16 protein-coding genes and 1 pseudogene are annotated in these 16,331 nt (G+C 69.5%); 2 read left to right on the top strand and 15 right to left on the bottom strand.

Translation table 11 applies throughout. From position 1 onward, the window contains the following. Positions 1-19: 19 nt before the first annotated feature. From ACQP1O_RS13800 to ACQP1O_RS13750, 11 genes are all read right to left on the bottom strand, one after another. Positions 20-619: a TetR family transcriptional regulator gene (locus ACQP1O_RS13800; RefSeq protein ID WP_433566195.1), complete on the bottom strand. Its 600-nt coding sequence runs from the start codon at positions 617-619 to the stop codon at positions 20-22. A gap of 15 nt (positions 620-634) precedes the next feature. Next, positions 635-1,636, bottom strand: coding sequence for an NADP-dependent oxidoreductase (locus ACQP1O_RS13795; RefSeq protein ID WP_433566194.1), 1,002 nt, complete (start codon positions 1,634-1,636; stop codon positions 635-637). A 10-nt stretch (positions 1,637-1,646) separates the two neighbouring features. Then, positions 1,647-1,970, bottom strand: a complete 324-nt coding sequence (locus ACQP1O_RS13790; protein ID WP_379385604.1) for a putative quinol monooxygenase — start codon at positions 1,968-1,970, stop codon at positions 1,647-1,649. A 42-nt stretch (positions 1,971-2,012) separates the two neighbouring features. Beyond that, positions 2,013-3,242 carry an acyl-CoA dehydrogenase family protein gene (locus ACQP1O_RS13785; protein ID WP_433566193.1) on the bottom strand — a complete coding sequence of 410 codons (1,230 nt, stop codon included), beginning with the start codon at positions 3,240-3,242 and terminating at the stop codon, positions 2,013-2,015. Between the two features lie 50 nt (positions 3,243-3,292). After that, complete coding sequence (locus ACQP1O_RS13780) at positions 3,293-4,411, bottom strand: acyl-CoA dehydrogenase family protein (RefSeq protein ID WP_433566192.1); 1,119 nt, start codon at positions 4,409-4,411, stop codon at positions 3,293-3,295. After that, positions 4,408-5,595: an acyl-CoA dehydrogenase family protein gene (locus tag ACQP1O_RS13775; RefSeq protein ID WP_433566191.1), complete on the bottom strand. Its 1,188-nt coding sequence runs from the start codon at positions 5,593-5,595 to the stop codon at positions 4,408-4,410. Before ACQP1O_RS13775 ends, ACQP1O_RS13780 begins: the two co-directional genes overlap by 4 nt. Before the next feature lie 18 nt (positions 5,596-5,613). Then, complete coding sequence (locus tag ACQP1O_RS13770; protein ID WP_433566190.1) at positions 5,614-6,066, bottom strand: MaoC family dehydratase; 453 nt, start codon at positions 6,064-6,066, stop codon at positions 5,614-5,616. Between the two features lie 34 nt (positions 6,067-6,100). Continuing rightward, entirely contained in the window at positions 6,101-6,862 is a 762-nt protein-coding gene (gene fabG / locus ACQP1O_RS13765; RefSeq protein WP_433566189.1) for a 3-oxoacyl-ACP reductase FabG, read from the bottom strand. A 37-nt stretch (positions 6,863-6,899) separates the two neighbouring features. After that, positions 6,900-7,889 carry an NADPH:quinone oxidoreductase family protein gene (locus ACQP1O_RS13760; protein WP_433566188.1) on the bottom strand — a complete coding sequence of 330 codons (990 nt, stop codon included), beginning with the start codon at positions 7,887-7,889 and terminating at the stop codon, positions 6,900-6,902. Positions 7,890-7,899: 10 nt separating this feature from the next. Beyond that, positions 7,900-8,652, bottom strand: coding sequence for an SDR family oxidoreductase (locus ACQP1O_RS13755; protein ID WP_433566187.1), 753 nt, complete (start codon positions 8,650-8,652; stop codon positions 7,900-7,902). Between the two features lie 303 nt (positions 8,653-8,955). After that, positions 8,956-9,597 (bottom strand): TetR/AcrR family transcriptional regulator, encoded by a 642-nt coding sequence (locus ACQP1O_RS13750; protein ID WP_433566186.1) that lies wholly within the window; start codon positions 9,595-9,597, stop codon positions 8,956-8,958. Positions 9,598-9,826: 229 nt separating this feature from the next. On the opposite strand from ACQP1O_RS13750, the gene ACQP1O_RS13745 reads away from it, so the two are divergent. Together ACQP1O_RS13745 and ACQP1O_RS13740 are read left to right on the top strand one after the other, a co-directional pair. Further along, complete coding sequence (locus ACQP1O_RS13745) at positions 9,827-11,329, top strand: long-chain-fatty-acid--CoA ligase (protein ID WP_433566185.1); 1,503 nt, start codon at positions 9,827-9,829, stop codon at positions 11,327-11,329. Further along, positions 11,326-12,285, top strand: coding sequence for a phosphotriesterase family protein (locus tag ACQP1O_RS13740; RefSeq protein ID WP_433566184.1), 960 nt, complete (start codon positions 11,326-11,328; stop codon positions 12,283-12,285). Before ACQP1O_RS13745 ends, ACQP1O_RS13740 begins: the two co-directional genes overlap by 4 nt. A gap of 19 nt (positions 12,286-12,304) precedes the next feature. Here ACQP1O_RS13740 and ACQP1O_RS13735 read toward each other — a convergent pair. From ACQP1O_RS13735 to ACQP1O_RS13720, 4 genes and pseudogenes are all read right to left on the bottom strand, one after another. Continuing rightward, a pseudogene (locus ACQP1O_RS13735) lies at positions 12,305-12,841 on the bottom strand (AMP-binding enzyme); the annotation flags it as partial. After that, positions 12,810-12,938, bottom strand: a complete 129-nt coding sequence (locus tag ACQP1O_RS13730; RefSeq protein WP_433566183.1) for a hypothetical protein — start codon at positions 12,936-12,938, stop codon at positions 12,810-12,812. The pseudogene ACQP1O_RS13735 and the gene ACQP1O_RS13730, both read right to left, overlap by 32 nt. A gap of 89 nt (positions 12,939-13,027) precedes the next feature. Further along, complete coding sequence (locus ACQP1O_RS13725; protein ID WP_433566182.1) at positions 13,028-14,725, bottom strand: aldehyde dehydrogenase family protein; 1,698 nt, start codon at positions 14,723-14,725, stop codon at positions 13,028-13,030. Further along, a complete protein-coding gene (locus ACQP1O_RS13720; RefSeq protein WP_433566181.1) occupies positions 14,722-16,299 on the bottom strand; it encodes a GMC family oxidoreductase in 1,578 nt (525 codons plus the stop codon). The genes ACQP1O_RS13725 and ACQP1O_RS13720 overlap by 4 nt, the downstream gene beginning before the upstream one ends. Positions 16,300-16,331: the final 32 nt, after the last annotated feature.

The raw sequence follows: 16,331 nt of genomic DNA, 5'->3' as shown, positions 1-16,331 counted from the left end.
GAATACCATGTGGCGCAGGCTATTTGCGTGCGCCGACGATCCGCAGCGCGAGGTCCACGTAGTACTCGCCGATCTCCTCGGGCGACAGCGGCCCGCCCTCCCGGTACCAGCGCGCCAGGTCGATGCCCAGCGAGAGCAGCGCCACCGCCGCCATGCGCGGGTTCGGGTTGTCGAACACGCCCGCGTCGACACCGCGCTCGATCAACTGCCGCATCTCGGTGTCGATGACATGGCGGATCTCTTTGATCTCGCGCTGATGCTCGGGGCTCAACGCGGCGAGTTCGTAGTTGATGACCCGGGCGACGGTGTGCGCGCGGGCGTGGTGAATCGCGAATTCCCGGATGACCGCGACCAACTGCTCGACCGGTTCCTCCGAGGCGGCCACCGACTCCCGCATCCGCTCGAGCGTGTCCAGGTGCCCGGTGCGCGAAACCTGGTAGAGCAGCTCTTCCTTGGAGCGGTGGTGGACGTAGATGGCCGCCGTGCTCAGCCCCGCGATCGAGGTGATGTCGCGCGTGGTGGAGCCGTGGAAGCCGCGCTCGGCGAAAGCGGCGACCGCGGCGTCCAGTAGTCGGGCCCGCGTCTCGTCCGCGCGCGAGCGATCCTCTGATTCGGTCACCTGGACAGTCTTACATCAGAGCGCGAGCACTAGTTTTCCGGTGTTGCCGCCGGTGAACAGCAGATTCAGCGTCTCACCGAAATGCTCCACCCCACCCTTCACGACATGCTCCCGGCTCTTGATCCTGCCCTCGGTCAGCCACTTCGCGATGTCCGCCACCGCCTCGCCGTAGCGGTCGGCGTAGTCGAAGACCACGAAGCCGGTCATGGACGCCCGGTACACCAGCAGCGACATGTACCGCGACGGCCCGGGCCGCAGCTGGTCGTCGTTGTAGGCCGCGATCGCCCCGCAGAGCACGATGCGGGCCCCGCGGCGCAGATTGGCCAGCGCCGCATCGAGAATCTCACCGCCGACATTGTCGAAGTAGATGTCGATGCCCTTCGGTGCGAGTTCCCGCAGCCGGTGCAGCACGTCCTCACCGCGGTAGTCGATCGCGGCGTCGAAACCGAATTCCTCGGTGAGCAGGCGGCACTTCTCCGCGCCGCCGGCGATGCCGATGACGGTGGCGCCCTTGGCCTTCGCGATCTGGCCGACCACGCTGCCGACCGCGCCCGCCGCCGCCGAGACCACCACGGTCTCACCGGCTTTCAGCTTCCCGACCTCCAGGAGCCCGAAATACGCTGTCATGCCGGGCATTCCGAGCGCACCCAGCCAGGTCGGCCCGGGCGCGACGCCCAGATCGACGTGCTGCACGCCGCGGCCGTCGCTGATCGCGTACTCGGTCACCCCGAAGGTGCCGCTCACGGTGTCGCCGACGGCGAAATCGGGGTGGGTGGATTCGACCACGGTCGCGATGTCCAGCGACCGCATCACTTCGTCGAGTCCGACCGGCGGCAGGTAGGAGCGCACGTCATTGAGCCAGCCGCGCATGGCCGGATCGAGCGAGATGAAGTCGATCTTCACCAGGATCTGCCCCGCGCCGATCGGGGGCAGTTCCTCGGTGGTCACCTTCCAGGTGCCGACGCCGGGCAACCCGGTGGGGCGCTGGGCCAGCCGTACCTGCTGTGTCTTCGTCATGGGGGTCTCCTCAGATCGCGCCCTGGTCGGGGTCGCCGGCGGGCAGCGGTTCGAAGACCTGCACGTCCGGCGGTGCCGCGAGGGCGTTGGCCAGGGCCGTGCCGACTTCGCGCAGAGCCGCGCCCTGGCCGTGTTCGCGCAGCGCGTCCCGGGACGCCCACTTCTCGATCATGACGAACTGCCCGGGGTTCTTGGCGTGCCGGTGCAGCGCGTAGCGCAGGCAGCCGGGCTCGGCGTGCACGGCCGGAGCGGCCGCGCGCAGGGTCTTCTCGACCAGGTCTTCCTGGCCGGGCTTGGCGATCATGGTCGCGACGACGACGCAGGGATCGGCCATGGGATCCTCCTCGGAGAGTGGATGTGTCAGAACTCGTTGCGGTTAACCGCGCTTGCCCCACTCGGGGTCGCGGCGGCGCAGTTCCCACTGCGCGATGGAGCGCTTGTGCACCTCGTCCGGCCCATCGGCCAGGCGCAGGGTGCGCAGGTGGGCGTACATGCTGGCGAGCGGGAAGTCGTCGGAGACGCCGCCGCCGCCGTGCACCTGGATGGCGCGGTCCACGACCTTCAGCGCGACATTGGGCGCCGCCACCTTGATCGCCGCGATCTCGGTGCGCGCGGCCTTGTTGCCGACGGTGTCCATCAGGTGCGCGGCCTTGAGCGTCAGCAGCCGGGCCATATCGATCTCGATGCGGGACTCGGCGATCCAGTCCTGGATATTGGCCCGATTCGCCACCGGCTCACCGAAGGTCACGCGCGACTGCGCACGGTCGATCATCAGGTCGAGGGCCCGCTCGGCCATGCCGATGGCGCGCATGCAGTGGTGGATGCGGCCCGGGCCCAGGCGGGCCTGGCTGATCATGAACCCGTCGCCCTCACCGGCGAGCAGCGCGGTCCTGGGCACCCGCACGTTCTCGAACAGCACCTCGGCGTGACCCTCGCGGTCCTGGTAGCCGAACACCGGCAGGCCGCGCTGCACGGTCACGCCCGCGGCGTCGATCGGGACCACCATCATCGACTGCTGCCGGTGCGTGGCCGCGCTGGTATCGGTCTTGCCCATGACGATGAGGACCTTGCAGTTCTTGTGCAAGGCGTTGGAGGTCCACCACTTCCGGCCGTTGAGCACGTAGTCGTCGCCGTCGCGGTCCATGCGCAGCTGGATATTGGTGGCGTCGGAGCTCGCGACCGCGGGCTCGGTCATGGCGAACGCGGACCGGATCTCACCGTCCAGCAGCGGGCGCAGCCACTGCTCCTTGTGCTCGGGCGTGCCGAAGAGGGTGAGCACCTCCATGTTCCCGGTGTCGGGGGCGGCACAGTTGGTGGCCTCCGGCGCGAGATGCGCACTGCGGCCCATGATTTCGGCCAGCGGCGCGTACTCCAGGTTGGTCAGGCCCGGCCCCCACTCCGGATGCGGGTGGAAGAGGTTCCACAGCCCCCGCTTCCTGGCCTCGGTCTTGAGCTCCTCGACGATCGGGGGCTGGAAGTGCGGGTCCCCGGACTCCGCCATCTGCTCCTCGTACACCGCCTCGGCCGGGTAGACGTGCTCGTCCATGAAGGCGAGTAGATCGTCCCGGTAGCGCTGGGCCCGATCGGTCATGTCGAACATGCTCACTCCTCGAAATAGTCTGTGCCGCGCATGCGAAACTATACTTGAACCCGGATTCAACTTCGTTTTCCGGCGGCCGAACGGAGGTCGGCCAGTTCGGCCAGCACCGCGCGGTGCCGGCCGGGACTGCCGAGCCCGAGCTGATCGGCCTTGGCGCGCTTGAGATACAGATGCACCGGATACTCCCACGTCATGCCGATGCCGCCGTGCAATTGGAGCGCTTCTTCGGCGGATGTCACCGCGACGTCCGCGCAGTAGGCCGCGGCGACCGCCGTGCCCACGGCCGCGTCGGGATCGCCCGCCGCGATCGCGCCCGCCGCGTAGCGGGCACTGGCGGCCGCCGCCTCGACCTCCACGAACAGGTCGGCGAGACGGTGTTTGAGCGCTTGGAATCCGCCCACCACGCGGCCGAATTGGCGGCGCATCTTCAGATAGCCGACGGTGGTCTCGAGGCACCACGCCGCGATACCCGCCTGCTCCGCGGCCAGCAGCGCCGCGCCGGTCTCCAGCGCCGTCCGCAGCGCGGCCGCTCCCCCGTCGGCCGGGACCACGCGCTGCCCGGGTGCGGCGTCGACCACGACATCGGCCAGCGGCCGGGTCATATCGAGCGAGACCACCGGCGTCACCGCCGCCGCGGCCACCGGCACGGCGTGAATCTCGGTGCCGGAGACGGTCTCGACCGCGGCCAGCAGCACATCGGCGTCCAGGACGCCCGCGACGCTGGTCACGCTGCCGGACAGGCGGCCGTCGGCGTCCTTCCGGAAGGACGGGACCTCGTCCGGCGAGGCGGCGGTGAAGGGCGCGAGCAGCGCGACCGTGACCGCACCGTCGGCGAGCTGCCCGACCAGGTCGGAATCACCGGCGAGCAGCGCGGTGGCGGCGATGACACTGCTGGTGAGAAACGGCACGGGCGCGACGGACCGCCCCAGTTCCTCCAGCACCACCGCCGCGTCGCGAGCGGAGCCGCCCGCGCCGCCACGCTCCTCGGGGACGAGCAGTCCGGCCAGCCCCAGATCCCGCGCGAGTGCCTTCCACAGTCCCGGCGTCAGCGCCCGATCGCCTGCATAGGCCCGCGCGACCGCCGCCGGATCACACTGGGCCGCAAGCAGATCGCGCACCGCGTGCCGCAGCGCCGCCTCGGTGTCGGTATCGAGCAGCAGAATGTCGTCGCTCATCGGGCCAGGTCCTTCCAGGCGGTGTCCTTGTCCCCGCGCGCCTCGGCGGGCAGGCCGAGGACCCGTTCGGCGACGATGTTGCGCAGGATCTCGGACGTGCCGCCCTCGATCGAATTGCCCTTGGCACGCAGGTAGCGGTAGCCGGGCCCGCGACCGGCGAAGTCGACGCGGTCGGGCCGCACCATGGTCCAGTCGTCGTAGCGCAGGCCGTCCTCGCCGAGGATCTCCAGTTCGAGACCGGTCAGCTGCTGGTTGGACCGCGCGAAAGCCAGTTTGAGCGCGGAACTTTCGGGCCCCGGCTGACCGGCAGAGGTCCGCTGTCGCATGCGGGCGGCGGCCAGGCGCCCGGCTTCGGCCTCGACCCACAGTCGCAGCAGCCGGTCGTGCAGTTCCGGCGTGTGCCTGTCCGGATTCTCCCGCCAGGTGCGGGTGACCGCGGCGAGCACACCGCTCTCCCGCGGCACCGCGCGCCCGCCGATGGCCGCCCGCTCGTTGTTGAGGGTGGTGGTGGCGACACGCCAGCCCTCCCCCACCCCGCCGAGGCGCTGGGCGTCGGGGATACGGACGTCGGTGAGGAAGACCTCGTTGAACTCGGCCTCACCGGTGATCTGGCGCAGCGGCCGTACCTCGACACCCGGATGGCGCATATCGCAGATGAAGAAGGACAGGCCCGCGTGCTTGGGACGGTCCGGGTCGGTGCGCGCGAGCAGGATCGCCAGATCGGCCTTGTGGGCCACCGACGTCCACACCTTCTGCCCGTTGACGATCCAGTCCTCACCGTCGCGGACGGCCCGGGTGCCGACCGCCGCCAGGTCCGATCCGGCGCCCGGCTCACTGAACAGCTGGCACCAGATCTCCTCGCCGGTCCACAGCGGACGCAGGTAGCGCTGCCGCTGTTCCGGGGTGCCGTGGATGGCGATGGTGGGCGCCGCCATGCCGAGGCCGATGCCGTTGAGTTCGGCCTGATGACCCGGAGCTCCCGCCTGCTCGAACAGCTCGTCGACGAACAGCTGGAGGTCGCGGTCGGCGCCGCGACCGCCCAGCCCGACGGGGAAGTACACCCAGGCCAGTCCGGCGTCGAAGCGGGCGCGATGGAAGGTCACCGGGTCGGTGGTGGCCGGATCATGCTCTGCCAGCAGGGATTCCACCCGCCGGCGTAGGTCGTCGCGAACCGTATCGCTCATCGGTCCTGCTCCTTCGTCTCAGGGCACCAGCAGGGAGACGGCTTCGGCGACACAGGCCGGTTTGGCCGCGCCGTCGATCTCCACGGTGACGAGGCTGACCGCCTGGAACCCCATGCTCGCCGGCGTCAGCGACACCAGTTCCACCCCGGCGCGCAGCCGCGAGCCCACCGGGACGGGGGACGGGAAGCGAACCTTGTTGGCCCCGTAGTTGACTCCCATCGACAGCCCTTCGACGGTGTACACGCTCGCGGTGAGCATGGGCAGCAGCGACAGGGTGAGGAAACCGTGCGCGATGGTCGTCCCGAACGGACCGGCGGCGGCGCGTTCCGGATCGATGTGGATCCACTGGTGATCGCCGGTCGCGTCGGCGAACCGGTCGATCTGCTCCTGGGTCACGGTGTGCCAGTCGCTGTAGCCGAGATGGGTGCCGACTGCCTTCTCCAGTTCGGGCAGCCCCTGGAATACCCGCATTGTTCGCGTCCTTCCGTTCGATTCCGTTGCGCGGCTAGTTCTTCGGCCCGCCGGCCACGTAGATGACCTGTCCCGACACGAATCCCGCGCCCTCGCTCGCCAGGAACGACACCGTGTGCGCGATGTCCTCGGGCTTGCCGGAGCGGGCCACCGGGATGGTGGAGATGAGCGCCTGCCGGAAGTCGTCGAACGAGACGCCCATGCGCTCGGCCGTGGCCTGGGTCATCTCGGTTTCGATGAAACCCGGTGCGACGGCATTGGCGGTGACGCCGAACTTGCCGAGCTCGAAGGCGAGAGTCTTGGTGAAGCCCTGCAATCCGGCCTTGGCGGCCGAGTAGTTGGCCTGGCCGCGATTGCCCAGCGCCGAGGTGCTGGACAGGCTGACGATGCGGCCGAAGCCCTGCTCGATCATGTGGCGCTGGACCGCCCGCGTGCACAGGAACGCGCCGCGCAGGTGCACGCTCATGACCGCGTCCCAATCCGCGACGCTCATCTTGAACAGCAGGTTGTCGCGCAGGATGCCCGCATTGTTGACCAGCACGGTGGGCGCGCCCAATTCGGCGGCCACCCGGTCCACGGCCGCGGTCACGGCCTGCTCGTCGGACACGTCCGCGCCGACTGCGAGGGCGCGGCCGCCGGCCGCCTCGATCTCCGCGACGACCGGTTTGCAGGCCTCCTCGTCGAGATCCAGGACGGCGACGGCCATTCCGTCGTCCGCCAGTCGCCGTGCGACGGCGGCGCCGATGCCCCGGGCCGCGCCGGTCACGACCGCTACCCGCGGTGTCTGCGTGCTCACGATGTTCTCCTCTGTGGTGCGATCAGGTCGGTGTCGATCAGGCCGAGGGTGTGCAGACCACGCGCCCGACGGTCTTGCCGTCGGCGAGGCGCTGGACGCCATCGGCGATGTCCGCCAGGGCGAGTCGTTCGCTGACCAGGGGGCGGATCGCGCCCGTGGCGGCCAGCCGGGTCAGCTCGCGGTGGCATTCGACGACCGCGGCCGGGTCGTGGGCGTTGTAGAGCCCCCAGTGCAGGCCGACGATCGAATAGTTCTTGACCAGTGCGTGATTCAGCGCGGCGCTCTGGATGTCGCCGCCCGCGAAGCCGACGACCAGGATGCGGCCCTCGAAGGCGATGCACTTGGTCGAGCGGGTGTAGGTGTCGCCGCCGACCGGGTCGTAGACGACGTCGGCGCCGCGATTGTCCGTGACCCGCTTGACGACCTCGACGAAATCCTCACTCCTGCGGTCGATCACGATGTCGGCGCCCAGCGCACGGGCGTACTCGGCCTTCTCGGGCCCGCCCACCACGCCGATGACGCGGGCCCCGGCCGCCTTGCCGAGCTGGACGGCGGCACTGCCGACCCCGCCCGCGGCCGCGTGCACCAGCAGGGTCTCCCCCGCCCGCAGCGCCGCACGGCGATGCAGTCCGAACCATCCGGTCTGGTAGCCGATGAACAGGGCCGCGGCCTCGGCATCGTCCAGAACCGTTGGCGCGGAGAAGGTCTGGGCCGCCTCCATGACCGCGTACTCGGCGAACCCGCCGTACGGCAGCGAGCTGCCACCGAGCACACGGTCACCGACCGCGATCCCGGTGACCTCGCCACCCGTGGCCACGACTTCCCCGCACAGCTCGACACCGGGCGTGAAAGGCAGCGGCGGCTTCACCTGGTACAGGCCGCGGCACATGAGGACGTCGGGGAAGTTCGCCGCCGCACCGGTGACCCGCACGACCACCTGACGTGGGCCGGGTTCGGGGCGCTCCACGGTGTCGAGCCGCATCACCTGTGCAGGCTCGCCCAGCTCGTGGACCCGCCAGGCCCGCATGTCCGCCACTCTAGACGCCCCCGGTGAGCGTGAGGCCGCCGTCCACCACGAGCAGCTGGCCGGTGAGCCAGGCCGCGTCCGCGGAGAGCAGGAAGGCGACCACGCTGCCGATGTCCTCGGGCACGCCCAGGCGCTTGAGCGGGTAGGCGGCGGCGATCTGCTCCTCGCGGCCCTCGTAGAGGGCGGTGGCGAACTTCGTCTTCACCACCGCCGGCGCGACGGCGTTGACACGGATGTCCGGGCCGAGTTCGACCGCGAGCTCCTGGGTGATGTGGGTCAGCATCGCCTTGCTGGAACCGTAGAAACCGATGCCGGGCGCGGGCTTGAGCCCGGCGACCGAGGAGACGTTCACGACCGCGCCGCCGTGGTCCTTCATCCAGGCCCGGTAGGCGTGCTGCACCCAGGACAGCGCGGCGAGGCAGTTGACCTCCACGATCTTTCGGGCCGCGTCGAGCGAGAGCTCCACCATCGGCCCGAACACCGGATTGATGCCGGTGTTGTTCACCAGCAGGTCGGCACTGCCGAAGGTCTCGACGGCCCGCTCGAGGGTCTCGGCCTGATGCGCGGCATCGTCGGCGCGCCCCGCCACGGCCAGCGCCTTCGACGGCCCGCCCAGCGCCGCGACGGCCTCGTCGAGCGCCTCCTGCTTGCGGGCGGTGATCACGACCCTCGCGCCCTCGTCCACCAGGCGCTGCGCGATACCGAGGCCGATACCCCGGCTGGCGCCGGTGACAATGGCGGTCTTGCCTTCGAATCTGTTCACGGACAGGTCCTTTCAGGTCGCCCGTAGCCACGGCGGTCTCGCGCCGCGACCCGGGACCGACCCCGGGCGGGAAACTTACTAAGCGCTTATTTTCTTCCGCCACCATGCGCCAAACTCCCGTCGCGGTCAATACCGTCGAGGGGGTCTGATTTCTGTGATACGGCACACAGTTCGCACGAAAGCCGAGGTCATGCAGGAGAAACTGACGCGAACTCGAACCCGGATTCAGATTCCTGGACCCTCGCACAGCCATCGCCGCGATCCGCGCAGGCGGAATCGCCGGCCATCGGGCGGGGACGCGAGCTATTCGGACTTCACCTGCAGGGCGTTGACCCACAGCTGGGTCAGGGTGTCGACCAGCTTCTCGAAGGCGATGCGCTGGTTCTGGACGAAGACCATGTAGGCCATGCGGCTGACCATCACCGACAACGCCTGAGCGGTGATCAGTGGATCGAGATCCACACTGGCCTGCCCGGATTCCTGCAGCTCGCGGATCATCCCGGCGTTGCGCCGAATGAAGGCGCGGTTGCGCTCCAGGCGTAGCGCGCGGAAGTTCTCGTTGACCTGGGTGACCTCTTCGAACACCGCCATCAGACGCGCATTGCGCTTGTAGGCCAACAGGTATTCCCGGTTGGCGGCCTCGACGAGCGCGCGCGGGTCGGTGACGCCGGTGCGGGCCCGCACGTGCGGGTGCAGCATTTCCTCCTGCACCTCCTCGACGACGGCGGTGAAGATCTCTTCCTTGCTGTCGAAGTAGGTGTAGAACGAGCCGGCGGCAGCGCCCGCGGCCTTGGAGATGTCGGCGATCCTGGCGTCGAGGTAGCCGTCGCGTTCGAACACTTCGCGCGCCCCGGCGATGAGGGCGGCGCGGGTGCGCTCTCCGCGCTTGGTACGCGGGGGCACGCGGCGAGGCGCGGCCTCGCGGTCGGCGGGTTCGGACGTCACGGCGGATCCTCACTCGGTCGCAGGGACGGCTGCCGATTGCCACCGTATCACCGCGTATACCAGCACATATCGCCCCACACCGACGGCCTCCGGCCCACCCGCCCACACGGCCGCCGCGGCGGCGATTGCCATTGAAGTTGACACCGGATTCAGATATGGTCCCGCACAGGGTTGTGATGCCGCCCACTCCGACCCCGTCTTATTCGACCTCTACATAACTGGATGTTCCATGACAAATGTCGCCGACCGTATCTGGCAGCACGCGTCCGAACGCCCCGACGCCATCGCGCTGCGCCATCTGGACGACACCCTCTCCTACGCCGAGCTGGCCCGCCGCAGTGCGGCCTTCGGCGGTCGGCTCACCGAATCCGGTGTCGCGGTGGGAGATCGGGTGCTGCTGGTGGCGCCGACCGTGCCGGAGTTCGTGATCGCCTACTTGGGCGCGCATCTGATCGGAGCCGTCGCCATCCCGGTGAACACCATGGCGACCGCACCCGAAATCGGTTATGTGCTCGACGATTCCGGTGCCCGGTATGCCATCGCCTGGCATCTGGCGCGCACCGCGGCCGAGCAGGCCGCCGCCGAGCGCGGCATCCCGGTGCAGGTGCTCGAGCCCGGTGCGCACACCTCCCCCGCCCGGCCGATCTCCGAACCGGTCGGGCGCGATCCGGACGACACCGCGATCCTGCTCTACACCTCGGGCACCACGGGCAAACCGAAGGGCGTGGAGCTCACGGTCGCCAATCTGATCGAGACCGCACGCATTTTCATCGATCAGCTGCGGCTCACGCCCGACGAGCGCTTCGGCACCGGGCTGCCGCTGTTCCATGTGTTCGGGCAGGCGGTGTGCCTGATCACCACCCTGCACGCGGGCAGTTCGTTCTCCATGGTGTCGCCGTTCGTCCCGGGGGCGATGATCGAGACGATCCGCGATCACCGGCTCACCGTGGTGGCGGGCGTGCCGACCATGTGGAATGCCATGCTGCACAGCGCCGGCGACTACGGTCCGGAAGATTTCGCGAGTCTGCGGCTGGCCTGCTCGGGTGGCGCGTCGCTGCCCGCGGAGGTGATCCGGTCCTTCTCGGAACGTTTCGGCTGCACCATCCTCGAGGGCTATGGGCTGACCGAGTCCAGCGGGGCCGCGACCTACAACCCCCTGGATCGCGAGCAGCGGACCGGGTCTGTGGGTACCGCGCTGCCCGGCACGTCGATCGAGGTGCGCGATCCGGAGGGCACGGTGCTGCCCGCCGATACGGTCGGTGAGCTGTTCATGCGCGGGCCCAGCGTGATGAAGGGGTACTGGCAGCGCCCCGACGCGACGGCGGCGGATTTGTCCGGCGGCTGGCTGCGCACCGGTGATCTGGGTCGCGTCGACGCCGACGGCTACGTCTACATCGTCGACCGCGCAAAGGATCTCATCATTCGCGGCGGCTACAACGTGTATCCGCGCGAGGTCGAGGAGGTGCTCTACGAGCATCCCGGCATTGTCGAGGTGGCGGTGATCGGCCTGCCCGACGACCACTACGGCGAGGAGGTCGGCGCGGTGGTGGCCACCGCGCCCGGCGTCGAACTCGATCCCGGGGAGCTGCGCGCCTGGGCCAAGGAGCGCCTGTCCGCCTACAAGGTGCCGCACCGCTTCGCCTTCACCGACCAGCTGCCCAAGGGCGCGACGGGCAAGATCCTCAAGCGCGCCATCGACCCGAACCTGTTCACAGACAAGGCATCCCGATGAGCATCGTCCCCACCGTCACCGGCACCGTCGATTCCAGCGAGCTGGGCCGGGTGCTGGTGCACGAGCACGTCTTCGTGCTCGGCGAGGAGTACCGGCAGAACTACGGCGACTGGGACGAGCAGGCCCGTGTCGACGACGCCGTGAGGCAGCTCGACGAGCTGAAATCGCTGGGCATCGACACCATCCTGGACCCGACCGTGCTGGGGCTGGGCCGCTATATCCCCCGCATCCAGCAGATCGCGGCCCGCACCGAGCTGAATATCGTCGTCGCCACCGGCATCTACACCTACAACGACCTGCCGTTCCAATTCCATTACAACGGACCGGGTTTGATGATGGACATGCCCGAGCCGATGGTGGAGCTGTTCGTCAAGGACCTCACCGAGGGCATCGCCGGGACCGGCGTGCGCGCGGGATTCCTCAAGTGCGCCATCGAGGAACCGGGGCTTACGCCGGGTGTGGAACGGGTGATGCGCGCGGTCGGTCAGGCGGCGGTGCGGACGGGCGCGCCGATCACCGTGCACACCAACCCGCACACCCGGTCCGGGCTGGTGGCCCAGCGGGTGCTGCGGGAGGAGGGCGCGGACCTGACCCGCGTGGTGATCGGCCACTCCGGGGATTCCACCGATCTGGACTACCTCGCCGAATTGGCCGACGCGGGTTCCTATCTCGGCATGGACCGCTTCGGCATCGATGTCCTGCTGCCGTTCGAGGACCGCGTGAACACCATCGTGGAACTCGTCCGCCGCGGCTACCGCGACAAGATCGTCATCGCCCACGACGCCGCCTGTTTCATGGACTGGTTCGACCCGGCCGCCAAGGCCCAGATCGCCCCGAAGTGGAACTACCGCCACATCAGCGAGGATGTTCTCCCCGCCCTCCTCGCCAAGGGCCTCACCGAGGACGACATCGACACCATCCTGGTGCGGAACCCGCGCCGCTACTTCGAGAAATGATAGCGCGCAATCCTCTCCGTCAGTCGGGGACGACGATAGCGAGTTCACCGGCGGCGTAGCGGGCGCGCAGCACCTTCTTGTCGAACTTGCCGACGCTGGTCTTGGGCACCTCGGAGACGAACGTCCAGCGTTCGGGGAGCTGCCATTTCGCGATCTTGTCGGACAGGAACGCGCGGAGCGCACCGGCGTCGGGTTCGGCTCCGGCGCGCAGTGCGGCGGCCACGACGGGTCGCTCGTCCCACTTCTCGTCCGGCACACCGAAAACGGCGGCCTCGGCGATGTCGGGGTGCGCCATGAGCGCGTTCTCCAGATCGACCGAGGAGATCCATTCACCGCCGGATTTGATGATGTCCTTGGCCCGGTCGACCAGGGTGAGGTAGCCGTCGGCGCTGATGGTGCCGACGTCGCCGGTGCGCAGCCAGCCGTCGCGGAAGGCGTCGGCGCCGATTCCCGCGGCATCCGGCGAGTAGTAGGAGGCGGTAACCCAGGGGCCGCGAACCTCCAGCTCTCCCACCGATTTTCCGTCACGGGGCAGCTCGGTGCCATCGTCTCCGATGGTGCACCGTGCTCGCAGAGCGCAGCAGGGTGGCCAGGGACAGCGGTTCGTCCTGCATGGTGCTGGGCATCGGCAGGTCGAGCTCGTCGTAAGTCATTGTGCAGATGTCTTTCTCGGGTGAAGCCCGGGTGAACCGGGCCGGGTGCGCCGTGCGCGGAAGTGGCGCGCCCGGCCGGTTCGCTGCGCTCAGCCGCGCAGCGCGGAGGCGAAGATGCCCGGCAGGGCGGCGGCGCCGGGTCGCTTCGCGAAGTTGGTCAGTCGCCGCAGGGTGGTGGCGCCGGTGCGGTTGGTGACGAACCACGGCGGTTTCGGGGAGAGCGCGAACTCGCCGCGCAGCAGCGACCGCGGGACGGGGCGGAAGGGGCCGCGGACCACGGTGCGCTCCGGATCGGCGATCAGCAAGCCGTTGTGCACCACGCCGATTCCGCTCTGGATGTCGGCGAGGGTGTGCCCGGGAAAGGCGCCCCACGAGGCACGGGCGGTCAGGTAGCCGAGGCCCGTCCAGGCGTTGATGGCGACGGTGCCGTACCGCAGGTCGGCGACGGCTCGCTCGAAATGCTCCCCCAGCCGGTCGATGGTGGCGGGGTCGGCGATGATGTTGACGCCGAGGGTGCCCTCGAACTCCTCGTTGGACACGCGGACCGCCTGCGTGAGGAATTCCGCTGCGTCGCCGCCCAATTCGAGCACCCCGAGCACGGGGGCGAAATACTCGGTGCGCAGCGCGGTTTCGTCACGGTGCGGCACCAGGCCGGTGATGAGGGTGCGCGCGCCGATCCGCTCGGCGCCGGGATAGGACGTCCGCGCGCCGTCGACGCGGGCGGCCGAGCCCGGGTAGTAGTCCGGACGCTGCGGCGCCCGCTCGAGCGCGGCGCGCAGTTCGGCGAGGAACCGGTCCTTCTGAGGCCAGTCCGCGGAGATCACCGCGACCTGCGCGGCGACGCAGTTGTAGCCGTTGTTGTGCAGACGCTGGGTGGCCAGGTGCTCGGCCTGGAACCGGAGGTCGGCGTCGGACCAGCGCCCCGGGATCACGATGGTGGGTGAGACGCCGCCCAGTTCGCTGGTGATGGGCTTGCCCAGTTTCGGTGTGCCCGCCGCCTTGTTCCGCGCGCCTTCCTCGCCGGTGCCGAACACGATGGCGTCGTGGGTGAGCGCGCTGCCGGTCATGTGCACCGCGTCCACACCGGCATGGTGCACCAGCGCCGTGCCGACCTCGGGGGCGCCGGTGAGCAGGCGTACGAAGCCGCCCTCGATCAGGGGCGCGAAGATCTTCTCCAGCACCGGCAGCAGCGGGTCGGTGATCGGATTCAGCTTGAGCGCCACCACCCGGTTGTCGGCGTACAGCTGGTACAGCACGTCCAGCGGCGCGATGGAGAAGATATTGCCCGCGCCGAGGACCACGCCCACGCCACCGGTCTCGGCCGGGGTGCGCTGTCCCAGACCGGCTCGGGCGCGGACGGTTTCGGCGTCGACGCCGGGCCTGGTCCAGACCTCCGCGCGGAATCCGTTGAGCAGCAGCCAATCGAAGACGCCGTGCGGGAAGACGTCGACCGCGGTGCGGCCGCCGGGGGCGGCGTGGATCGGGTAGCCGTCGACCGGGCTGCGGCCCTGTTCCAGTGCCAGCAGCGATTCCGCGAGCGCGGCCGCGCCGGTGAGCAGCGAGTAGGGGCCGCTCACCCATTCCTCACCGAGCAGCGGCGAGTCCAGGGGCAGCTTCTTGATGCGGGCGGCGGTCTCGACCCACTCCCGCGCGTAGCGTGCGGTATTGGCGTGAATCCGGTCGAGCAGCTGCCGCCGGGCGGGCAGCGGGGTTCGGGCCCAGTCGATTTCGCCCTGCCGTAGTGCGGAGACGGTGGCGTCGATGGTCGCTGCGGCGGTGGTGGTCACGATGCGTTTCCTTCCGAGTCGGCGTCCTCGGCGAGCATGACGGCGGCCTTCTCGCCGATCATGATCGTGGGCGCGTTGGTATTGCCCCGCACCACCGACGGCATGACCGAGGCATCGGCGACGCGCAGGCCCGCGACGCCCAGTACACGCAGGCGCGGGTCCACGACCGCGCCGATGGCGCAGGTGGAGGTGGGGTGATAGAGGGTCTGGGCGGTGCGGGCCGCGAAGTCGAGCAGCTCGGCGTCGGAATCACCAGCGGGAGTGAGGAATTCGCCGGTGGTGAGCTCGCGCAGCGCGGGCCGGCCGGCGATGTCGAGGGCGCTGCGCAGTCCGGCGACGATGCTCGCGCGGTCGGCCTCGGTGTCGAGGTAGTTGTGGCGGATGCGCGGCGCGGTGGCCGGGTCCGCCGAGCGGAGGGTGAGTTCGCCGCGGCTGGTCGGGTTGATCAGGCAGGGGCCGAAAGCGTAGCCGTGCTCGGTCGCCGCGCCCATGCCCTCGCCGTGGAAGAGGACCGGGGCCTGGTGGAACTGGATGTCCGGGCCCGCCAGTCCGGCACGGGTTTCGAGGAAGCCGCCGGTCTCACCGATATTCGAGGTCAGCGGGCCGCGACCGGATTCCTGGAGCAGGCCCAGGTTCTCGGGTGTGAGCGCGGTCATCAGGGATTCGCGGTCGGTGCGGTAGTTGAGGAACACCGACAGGTGATCCTGCAGGTTCTGCCCGACCGGCAGATCGCGGACGGTCTCGATGCCGAAGGCCGCCAGCTGTTCGGCGGGGCCGATGCCGGACAGCAACAGCAGCTGCGCGGAGCCGTAAGCGCCTGCGGCCAGCACGATTTCGCGCCGGGCCCGAATGGTTTCGGTGCTGCCGTCGCGGCCGATCACCACACCGGTGGCCCGGCCGTTCTCGATGACGATCCGGTGCGCGAGGGCATCGGTGACGACCGTCAGGTTCGCCCGCTCCAGCGCCGGGTGCAGGTAGGCGACCGCGGCACTGCATCGCATACCGTTGCGCTGGGTCACCTGGTAGCGGCCGACGCCGAGCTGGGTGACGCCGTTGAAATCGTCGTTGCGGGTGTGCCCGGCCTGTTCGGCGGCGCGCAGGAATGCTTCGCCCAGTGGATGATTCGACCGGCTGTCGCTGACCGACAGCGGCCCGCCCACACCGTGGTAGGCGTCCTTGCCGCGCTCGTTGTCCTCGGCCTGCACGAAGTACGGCAGCACCTCGTCGTAGCTCCACCCGTCCGCGCCGGCCGCGGCCCACGCGTCGTAATCGGCGCGGGCGCCACGGATGTAGATCATGGCGTTCATGGAGCTGGATCCGCCCAGGACGCGGCCGCGCGGCAGGTAGGCGCGGCGGCTGTGCAGCCGGGGTTCGGGTTCGGTGTCGTAGTCCCAGTCCAGGGGGCTCTTGAACAGGGACGGGAAGGCGACCGGCAGGTGGATCTCCTCGGCGGTGTCCCGCGGTCCGGCCTCGATCACGGCCACCCGGACCGCCGGATCCTCGGACAATCGGCTGGCCAGCACGGATCCCGCGGACCCCGCGCCTACGACGATGTAGTCGTACACGGTCGGCACCTCTCTCCACCTCATCGATCGACCCGGGTCGG

This window comes from Nocardia sp. CA-151230 (genome assembly GCF_050942175.1).
Lineage (GTDB): Bacteria > Actinomycetota > Actinomycetes > Mycobacteriales > Mycobacteriaceae > Nocardia.
This window is presented reverse-complemented; position numbering and strand designations above follow the sequence as displayed.

Excerpts from the sequence above, each read along its gene's own strand:
- ACQP1O_RS13795 (WP_433566194.1), bottom strand. The coding sequence starts at position 1,636 with ATGACGAAGACACAGCAGGTACGGCTGGCCCAGCGCCCCACCGGGTTG.
- ACQP1O_RS13790 (WP_379385604.1), bottom strand. The coding sequence starts at position 1,970 with ATGGCCGATCCCTGCGTCGTCGTCGCGACCATGATCGCCAAGCCCGGC.
- ACQP1O_RS13780 (WP_433566192.1), bottom strand. The coding sequence starts at position 4,411 with ATGAGCGACGACATTCTGCTGCTCGATACCGACACCGAGGCGGCGCTG.
- ACQP1O_RS13775 (WP_433566191.1), bottom strand. The coding sequence starts at position 5,595 with ATGAGCGATACGGTTCGCGACGACCTACGCCGGCGGGTGGAATCCCTG.
- ACQP1O_RS13770 (WP_433566190.1), bottom strand. The coding sequence starts at position 6,066 with ATGCGGGTATTCCAGGGGCTGCCCGAACTGGAGAAGGCAGTCGGCACC.
- ACQP1O_RS13760 (WP_433566188.1), bottom strand. The coding sequence starts at position 7,889 with ATGCGGGCCTGGCGGGTCCACGAGCTGGGCGAGCCTGCACAGGTGATG.
- ACQP1O_RS13745 (WP_433566185.1), top strand. The coding sequence starts at position 9,827 with ATGACAAATGTCGCCGACCGTATCTGGCAGCACGCGTCCGAACGCCCC.
- ACQP1O_RS13740 (WP_433566184.1), top strand. The coding sequence starts at position 11,326 with ATGAGCATCGTCCCCACCGTCACCGGCACCGTCGATTCCAGCGAGCTG.
- ACQP1O_RS13730 (WP_433566183.1), bottom strand. The coding sequence starts at position 12,938 with ATGACTTACGACGAGCTCGACCTGCCGATGCCCAGCACCATGCAGGAC.